This is a genomic window from Mycobacterium sp. DHQP2018-32-09, assembly GCF_058148405.1.
In genome coordinates this window covers 1-7,154 of the sequence record NZ_JBYVYK010000094.1, presented here as the reverse complement: position 1 = coordinate 7,154, position 7,154 = coordinate 1, and the positions used below count along the sequence as shown (strand labels likewise).

The window sequence follows — 7,154 nt, the reverse complement described above, 5'->3', positions numbered from 1 at the left end:
CGACGCCCGCGCCGCCCGCACGGCGGCCTCGGCGGCGGTGGCGGGCCAGCCCCGCAGGTTGTAGCGGTGCCGGTGCGCACGGCCGAGCGCCTCGCGCGCCTCGTCACCCTCCTTGGCCACGCCGGGCAGGTCGGCGAGCGGGGCGAGCGGGTCGGGAGCGGTCACGCCTGCACACGCTAGTAGGGCCGGCTACCGTTGGGCCCGTCGCACCGCGCGTTCGTCGCGCGCCGGGCGCCGTCCGCAGCCATCGGTGTGAACTGCCAACCTTCGTGCAACCTCCGGTGACTACGCTCACAGTCATGTCCGACACGCATACCGAGGCGCCTGCGTCGTACGCGCCATCCGAGGAATTCGCCGCACAGGCCAACGCCACCGCTGCCCTGTATGACGAGGCCGAGCGAGATCGCCTGGCGTTCTGGGGCACCCAGGCCGACAGGTTGTCGTGGGCGAGGCCGTATACCGAGGTGTTGGACTGGTCGGAGGCGCCGTTCGCGAAGTGGTTCGTCGGGGGCACCCTCAACGTCGCCTACAACTGCGTCGACCGGCACGTCGAGGCGGGCAACGGCGATCGCGTCGCGATCCACTGGGAGGGCGAGCCCGTCGGCGACAGCCGCTCGATCACCTACGCCGAACTCAAGGACGAGGTGTGCCAGGCCGCCAACGCGCTCACCGACATGGGCCTGGCCGCCGGCGACCGGGTGGCCATCTACATGCCCATGATCCCCGAGGCCATCGTGGCGATGCTGGCGTGCGCGCGGCTGGGCGTCATGCACTCGGTGGTCTTCGCCGGGTTCTCCGCCAGCGCGCTGCGGGCCCGCATCGAGGACGCCCAGGCCAAGGTCGTCATCACCGTCGACGGTCAGTACCGCCGCGGCAAGGCCGCCTCGCTCAAGGACGCCGTCGACGACGCCGTCGCCGGACAGGACTGCGTGAAACACGTACTGGTGGTGCGGCGCACCGGCATCGACACCGCGATGACCGACGGCCGCGACCTGTGGTGGGACCAGACCGTGCCCCAAGCGTCCACCGAGCACACCCCCGAGGCGTTCGACTCCGAGCATCCGCTGTTCCTGCTCTACACCTCCGGCACCACCGGCAAGCCCAAGGGCATCGTGCACACCACCGGCGGCTACCTGACCCAGGCCAGCTACACCCACTCGGTGGTCTTCGACGTCAAACCCGAGACCGACGTCTACTGGTGCACCGCCGACATCGGCTGGGTCACCGGACACACCTACATCGTGTACGGACCGCTGTCCAACGGCGTCACCCAGGTGGTCTACGAGGGCACCCCCGCCTCCCCCGACGAGCACCGGCACTTCCAGGTGATCGAGAAGTACGGGGTCACCATCTACTACACCGCACCCACGCTGATCCGCACGTTCATGAAGTGGGGCCGCCAGATCCCCGCCGAGCACGACCTGTCCAGCCTGCGGCTGCTGGGATCGGTGGGCGAGCCCATCAACCCCGAGGCCTGGCGCTGGTACCGCACCGTGTTCGGCGCCGACGCGACCCCGATCGTGGACACCTGGTGGCAGACCGAGACCGGCGCGATCATGATCTCCCCGCTACCCGGCGTCACCGCGACCAAGCCGGGGTCGGCCATGACACCGCTGCCCGGCATCTCGGCCAAGATCGTCGACGACGACGGCAACCAACTCCGCCCCGGCACCGACCACGGCGAGCAGGCCAGCGGCTACCTGGTGCTCGACAAGCCGTGGCCGGCGATGCTGCGCGGCATCTGGGGCGACCCGGAGCGATTCAAGGAGACCTACTGGTCGCGGTTCGCCGAGCAAGGCTGGTACTTCGCCGGCGACGGCGCCCGCTACGGCGCCGACGGCGAGATCTGGGTGCTCGGCCGCATCGACGACGTCATGAACGTCTCCGGCCACCGCATCTCCACCGCCGAGGTCGAGTCCGCGCTCGTCGGGCACTCCGGCGTCGCGGAAGCCGCCGTCGTCGGGGCCAGCGACGACCAGACCGGCCAGGCGATCTGCGCGTTCGTCATCCTGAAGTCCAGCGCCCACGGCGGCGCCGAGAACATGGTCGAAGAACTGCGCGCCGAGGTGTCCAAGGAGATCTCACCCATCGCCCGGCCCCGCGAGATCCACGTCGTGCCCGAACTGCCCAAGACCCGCAGCGGCAAGATCATGCGACGACTGCTGCGCGACGTCGCCGAGGGCCGCGAACTCGGCGACACCTCGACCCTCGTTGACCCCAGCGTCTTCGAGGCCATCCGCGCCAGCAAGTAGCCGACACGCCCGTCTGCCCCCGACGGTGCTCGGGGGCAGACGGCGTCAGGCGGCGGGGACGGAGCCGACGGGCACGAAGCCGGAGCCGGGCCTGCCCTTGGCGGTGATGTCGGATAGGACGGCGTTCATCGACATCATCACGGCCGGGGTGTGCAGCGGCACGTACTTCACGACGCACGTGGGCAGCTCCTGGCTGAACGCGCCGTGGATCATGCCCACCAGCCGGTTGTTGACGGTGACGGGGGCACCCGAGTCGCCGGGCTGCCCGCACACCTGGCTGACGATGGTGCCCGGGTCCTTGCCGGGGCCCCACGTGACCCCGCACGAATAACCGGTGGTGCGGCCCAGCTTGCACGACACGGCGCCGAACGCCGGGTCCGGACCCAGCCCGTCGATCTGGAACCCGTCGACGTTGTTGACGGGCGTGACCAGCGCGGGATCGAACTTGATCACGGCGTAGTCCAGGGCGTCGTTGCCGGCGACCATGGTGCCCAGCACGCCTGCCGCCTCGTTGGCCTCGGACGCCACCTGCGCCCCGGGGCCGCCGCAGTGCGCCGACGTGAACCCGATGAGGTTGCCCTGGCTGTCGTTGCCGATCGCGGTGAGCGTGCAGAACGTGTCGCCGTTGACGACGATGCCGGACCCGCCGCCCATGGGCACGGGGCTGGCGGCGGGGGCGACCGGGGCGGAGCCCAGCGCGTACCCGCCGAGCAGGGCGGTCAGCGTCACCGCGAGCACGGCGTGCCGGGCAGCCTGGACCGTGACGGCGCGCCGAACGGCACCGAACCAGCGGTGTCTCAACAGCACCCCTTACGTCTTCCCCGAACCGAGAATGGCCCTTCGTCGCGCGGGTATGTCAGTCCGTGCGCGCGATCAGTCTATCGTCGGCCGGAATCGTTCAGCGTCGCGCGACATGGCAACATGATCCGCAATGATCCGACGCGGGAGGACGTATCCATGAGTTCTGGCGACCAGAAGAACGGCGTACCGGCCACCGTGACGTCGATTCCCCTGGTGGATCCACACGCGCCGAAGGTCGATCCCTCGATCGGCGACCTGGTGAAGGACGCCACGACCCAGATGTCGACGCTCGTGCGCGCCGAGGTCGAGTTGGCGAAGGCCGAGATCACCCGCGACGTGAAGAAGGGGCTCACCGGCAGTGTCTTCTTCATCCTGGCGTTGGTGGTGCTGTTCTACTCGACGTTCTTCTTCTTCTTCTTCATCGCCGAGGTGCTCGACATCTGGCTGTACTCGTGGGCGGCCTACCTGATCGTCTTCGGTCTGATGGTGCTGACGACGGGGTTGTTCGCGTTCCTGGGCTACCTCAAGGTGCGCAAGATCCGCGGCCCGCAGCAGACCATCGAATCGGTGAAGGAAGCGCGCGTCGCGCTGGTGCCGGGCGCCGAGAAGGCCAAGCCCACCGCTGCAGCCCCGCCGACCGCCGACCCGTCGGGCTGGTAGTGGCACGGCGCCGGTCCGGCGGTGCCGACCTCCCGCCGCCCGACCCGTCCGTGACGCGCATCGACGGCCCGTGGCGTCACCTGGAGGTGCATGCCAACGGCATCCGCTTCCACGTGGTCGAAGCGAACCCGGTGGAAGCCCGTCCCGTCGACGCCGATCTGCTCGAGACGCCCGCCGACCGCCCGCTGGTGATCCTGCTGCACGGTTTCGGATCGTTCTGGTGGTCGTGGCGCCACCAACTGCGCGCGCTGCCGAACGCCCGCGTGGTCGCGGTGGACCTGCGGGGTTACGGCGGCAGCGACAAGCCGCCGCGCGGTTACGACGGCTGGACGCTGGCCGGGGACACCGCCGGCCTGGTGCGCGCCCTCGGTCACCGCAGCGCGACGCTCGTCGGGCACGCCGACGGGGGTCTGGTGTGCTGGGCGACGTCGGTCCTGCATCCGCGCGCCGTGAGGGCCATCGCGCTGATCAGCTCTCCACATCCGGTGGCGCTGCGGGCGTCGACGCTCAGGCGTCGCGACCAGGGCCGGGCGCTACTGCCGTCGATGCTGCGCTACCAGGTGCCGTTGGCGCCGGAACGCCTCCTCACCCGCGACGACGGCGCCGAGATCGAACGCCTCGTCCGCGCCCGGTCGAGCGCGACGTGGCAAGCGTCCGAGGACTTCTCGGAGTCCATCGCGCACCTGCGCAAGGCCATCCGGATCCCGTTCGCCGCGCACTCGGCACTGGAGTACCAGCGCTGGGCGGTCCGCAGCCAACTACGCGGCGAGGGCCGCCGGTTCATGAGGTCGATGAAACGGCCGCTGTCGGTGCCCATCCTGCATCTGCGCGGCGAGGCCGACCCCTACGTGCTCGCCGATCCGGTGCGCCGGACGCAGCACTTCGCCCCACACGCTCATTACGCCGCCATCGCGGGCGCCGGGCACTACGCCCACGAGGAAGCCCCAGACGCCGTCAACGACCAGCTGGTCCGGTTCCTGGCCCAGGTGCACTGAACCCGGGTGTCCTGACCGGGGTCAGGACACGCACTTGCCGGTCGCGACGTGGGCGGTGCTGCCGATCTTGGACATCTGCTTGGCGACCTCGTTGGCGGTGAGCACGAACCCGGTGTCGGCGTCGTCGACCGCCGCACCGAAGACGACGCCCAGTACCTTGCCGTCGCGGTCGATCAGCGGTCCACCCGAATTGCCCTGCCGCACGGTGCCCCTGATGGTGTACACCTCGCGGGTCACGGTCGTGGTGTGGTAGATGTCCGGGCCGTTGAGCTGAATGATCTCGCGGATCCGGGCGGGGGTGGCGGTGAAGTCGCCGCCGCCGGGATATCCCAGCACCACCGAGTCGGTGCCGGACTTGGCCTCGGCCATGTCGAACGTCAGCGGCTTGGCCGGCAGGTTGGGCACGTCGAGGATGGAGATGTCGGCGTCGGGGTCGTACGAGATGACGAACGCCTCGTAGCTCTGGCCCTCGGACTCCACGGTCACGGTCTCCGAACCCGCGACGACGTGCGCGTTGGACATGACGCGGTTGGGGGCGACCACGAAACCGCTGCCCTCCAACACCTTCTGGCAGCTGGTGGCCACACCGCGGATCTTCAGCACGCTGGGCCGCGTCGCCGCGACCACGGGATCGGTGGCCAGCGCGGCGTCGGGAACGTCCACGGCGGCGATGGGGGTGTTGCTGAACGGCTTGAGCACGTCGGGCAGTCCCGAGGTGTCCAGCAGGGCCGACAACCGTGCGGGCACGCGCTGCAGCCACGACGGGGCCACGTCGTTGACCTGCTCGAGCACCCGCGAGCCCCGGACCGCCGACGCCAGGTTCGGCTGGTCCGACGACGTCAGCGGGGTGGCCAGCAGCCACGCCGCCACCAGCACGGCCACCAGTTGCAGCGCGATGCCGATGGTCGAATCGACGAGGCGCAGCGGGCCGCTGCGGATGGCGCCGCGCACGGCCCGACCCAGCACGACGCCCGCGATCTCGCCGACCACCACCAGGCCGAGGATGAGGAACAGCGCCACGAACAGCTTGGTGCGGGCACCGTCGACGAAGCCGACGACGTGCGGCGCCAGCAGCACCCCGGCGACCGCGCCCAGGATCACGCCGACGAACGACAGCAACGAACCAAGCGCCCCCGAACGCCAGCCCGACACGGCGGCGACGAAGGCGATGGCGAGGATGCCGAGATCGAGCCATTGCGAAGGAGTCATCGTTGGCCTTCACCGTAGCCGCTGGGGGCGCCGACGAGCGCCATTGCCGTGTCGAGGTCGCGCACGTCGTCGGTGTCCCACGGCTGGCTCCAGCCGGCGACGTCGAGGAGCGCCGAGATGACCTGCCCGGTGAACCCCCACACCAGCATCTGGTTCAGCAGGAACGCCGGGCCTGCGTACCGCCGCGAGCGTTCCTTGCGGTACACCATGAGCCGGTTCTCGGGGTTGACGAACGCCCGGACGGGGACCCGGGCGACGATGGCCACCTCACGCTCGCTGATGACGCCGACGGGTCCGGGGTCTTGCGAATACGCCAGGACGGGGACGACGTGGAAGCCCGACGGCGGAATGAACATCCGCTCGAGTACCGCCAGCGGCGTCAGCCGGTCGGTGTCGATGCCGGTCTCCTCGCGGGCCTCGCGCAGCGCGGTCCCCACCGGGCCGGTGTCCTCGGGGTCGGCCGCACCGCCGGGGAACGCCGCCTGACCGGCGTGGTTGCGCAGCGTCGACGCGCGCACGGTGACCAACAGGTCGGCGTCGGGGGGCAGTTGGGCGCCGGTGGCGTCGGGCGGTCCGGAGAACAGCACCAGGACGGCCGCGTCGCGCGTGGCGTCCGCGCTCGCGGCGGCGGCGCGGAACAGTGCCAGCACGTCGGCAGGGATGTGCCTGGCGTGAGCGGCCGGGACGTCGGCGACGCCGTCGACCAGCCGGCTCAGCCACTCCGGCGCCGCTGCGGGATCAAGGCGTGCCCCGTCGACGTCCACACTCAACCGGGCACTCCAATCCGTGGATTCACCGCCTCCGCGATCTCGTCGGCAGTGGCGAAGGATCGGGGCAGGATCTCGGCAACGCTACCGTCCGCGCGGAGCACCACGGTGGCGGGCATGACGTTGGGCACCTCGAGCGCGGCGGCCACCTGCCGCCGCCCGTCCTGCAGTGTCGGCAGGTGCACGCCCAGGTCGGCGAGCCGCAGCAGCGCCGCGGTCTCGTTCTCGTCCTGGTGCACGGTGACGACCGTGACGGCATCCCCCATGCGTCGCTGGTACTCGGCCATGGCGGGCAGTTCGTCGGCGCACGGGCCGCACCAGTAGGCCCAGAGGTTCAGCACCACCGCCCGCCCGTCGAGGGCGCGCGCCACGTCGACGCGGACGCCGTCGCCGGCGCAGTCGAGGTCGATGCCGCGCAACGCCTGCGGCCCCGCTCCCGGGCCCGCCGGCGGGCAGGGGGCCAGGGCGGC

General features: G+C 70.7%; 7 protein-coding genes and 1 pseudogene. 3 read left to right on the top strand and 5 right to left on the bottom strand.

Going from position 1 to position 7,154, the window contains the following annotated elements; genetic code table 11:
• Positions 1-165: pseudogene (locus AC30CM_RS26575) on the bottom strand (oxidoreductase); the annotation flags it as partial.
• A gap of 134 nt (positions 166-299) precedes the next feature.
• Between AC30CM_RS26575 and acs the strand changes: the two are divergent.
• Positions 300-2,252, top strand: a complete 1,953-nt coding sequence (acs, locus tag AC30CM_RS26570) for an acetate--CoA ligase (RefSeq protein WP_490119907.1) — start codon at positions 300-302, stop codon at positions 2,250-2,252.
• Between the two features lie 45 nt (positions 2,253-2,297).
• Here the strand turns inward: acs and AC30CM_RS26565 are convergent, their stop codons facing one another.
• The gene (locus AC30CM_RS26565) at positions 2,298-2,966 is read right to left on the bottom strand and encodes a S1 family peptidase (protein WP_490119908.1); all 669 of its coding nucleotides are present in this window, start codon (positions 2,964-2,966) and stop codon (positions 2,298-2,300) included.
• 243 nt (positions 2,967-3,209) lie between these two features.
• Here AC30CM_RS26565 and AC30CM_RS26560 point away from each other — a divergent pair, with 243 nt between their 5' ends.
• Together AC30CM_RS26560 and AC30CM_RS26555 are read left to right on the top strand one after the other, a co-directional pair.
• A complete protein-coding gene (locus tag AC30CM_RS26560) occupies positions 3,210-3,713 on the top strand; it encodes a phage holin family protein (protein WP_490119906.1) in 504 nt (167 codons plus the stop codon).
• A gap of 50 nt (positions 3,714-3,763) precedes the next feature.
• Positions 3,764-4,708, top strand: a complete 945-nt coding sequence (locus tag AC30CM_RS26555) for an alpha/beta fold hydrolase (protein ID WP_490119905.1) — start codon at positions 3,764-3,766, stop codon at positions 4,706-4,708.
• A gap of 21 nt (positions 4,709-4,729) precedes the next feature.
• Here the strand turns inward: AC30CM_RS26555 and marP are convergent, their stop codons facing one another.
• From marP to AC30CM_RS26540, 3 genes are all read right to left on the bottom strand, one after another.
• The gene (gene marP / locus AC30CM_RS26550) at positions 4,730-5,917 is read right to left on the bottom strand and encodes an acid resistance serine protease MarP (RefSeq protein WP_490119904.1); all 1,188 of its coding nucleotides are present in this window, start codon (positions 5,915-5,917) and stop codon (positions 4,730-4,732) included.
• Complete coding sequence (locus AC30CM_RS26545) at positions 5,914-6,687, bottom strand: NUDIX hydrolase (RefSeq protein ID WP_490119903.1); 774 nt, start codon at positions 6,685-6,687, stop codon at positions 5,914-5,916. Before AC30CM_RS26545 ends, marP begins: the two co-directional genes overlap by 4 nt.
• On the bottom strand, positions 6,684-7,154 hold a 471-nt coding region (locus AC30CM_RS26540; protein ID WP_490119902.1), incomplete at its 5' end, for a TlpA family protein disulfide reductase. The genes AC30CM_RS26540 and AC30CM_RS26545, both read right to left, overlap by 4 nt.

What these genes read in the sequence shown, in the direction of transcription:
- acs (WP_490119907.1), top strand. Translation starts at nt 300, where the DNA reads ATGTCCGACACGCATACCGAGGCGCCTGCGTCGTACGCGCCATCCGAG.
- AC30CM_RS26560 (WP_490119906.1), top strand. Translation starts at nt 3,210, where the DNA reads ATGAGTTCTGGCGACCAGAAGAACGGCGTACCGGCCACCGTGACGTCG.
- marP (WP_490119904.1), bottom strand. Translation starts at nt 5,917, where the DNA reads ATGACTCCTTCGCAATGGCTCGATCTCGGCATCCTCGCCATCGCCTTC.